Annotated in this window: 1 protein-coding gene; it reads right to left on the reverse strand. The window is 52.2% G+C overall.

Annotated elements, in window-relative coordinates; translation table 11 throughout:
• A partial coding sequence (gene rsgA, locus EHSB41UT_RS24175) for a ribosome small subunit-dependent GTPase A (RefSeq protein WP_423226872.1) occupies positions 1-228 on the reverse strand: 228 nt, incomplete at its 3' end.
• Positions 229-521 lie beyond the last annotated feature (293 nt).

A 521-nucleotide genomic window follows, 5' to 3' on the forward strand; every position in this document is an offset into this window, starting at 1 on the left:
GTGATAGTTTTCGAAACGGGTTTCCGCGATTTTCCCTTCCTCAACCGCTTCCTGGATAGCGCAGCCCGGATCGGTATCGTGTTTGCAATCGCGATATTTACACAGACCTAAATAGTCATGGAATTCGACAAAGCCCTGAGTGATTTGTTCCGGCTCCAGGTGCCAGAGGCCGAACTCACGCACACCAGGGGAATCAATCACATCACCGCCGTGCGGGAAGTGATACAGCCGAGCGGCGGTCGTGGTGTGCTGACCGAGCCCACGAGACTAAGGCGAATCTCGTATGCCGTCTTCTGCTTGAAAAAAAAAACATACTAAAGGAGTTTTCGAACTGGCCATACATCGACTTCTGGATGTTGTCGAAGTTCTTGTCTTTCGCCAGTTTGTCAAACTCACCACCCAGGTCATCTTCCCAGTTCGGCCCTTTTTCGATTTTCGCCATCCGTTCCCTGGTAATCAGCGCACGCGGAAGGGCCATAGGCTGCGATTTGCTGCCTGCCGACGCGGTATGCAGTATTTGA

The sequence above is a fragment of the Parendozoicomonas haliclonae genome, from assembly GCF_900174585.1.
Lineage (GTDB): Bacteria > Pseudomonadota > Gammaproteobacteria > Pseudomonadales > Endozoicomonadaceae > Sansalvadorimonas > Sansalvadorimonas haliclonae.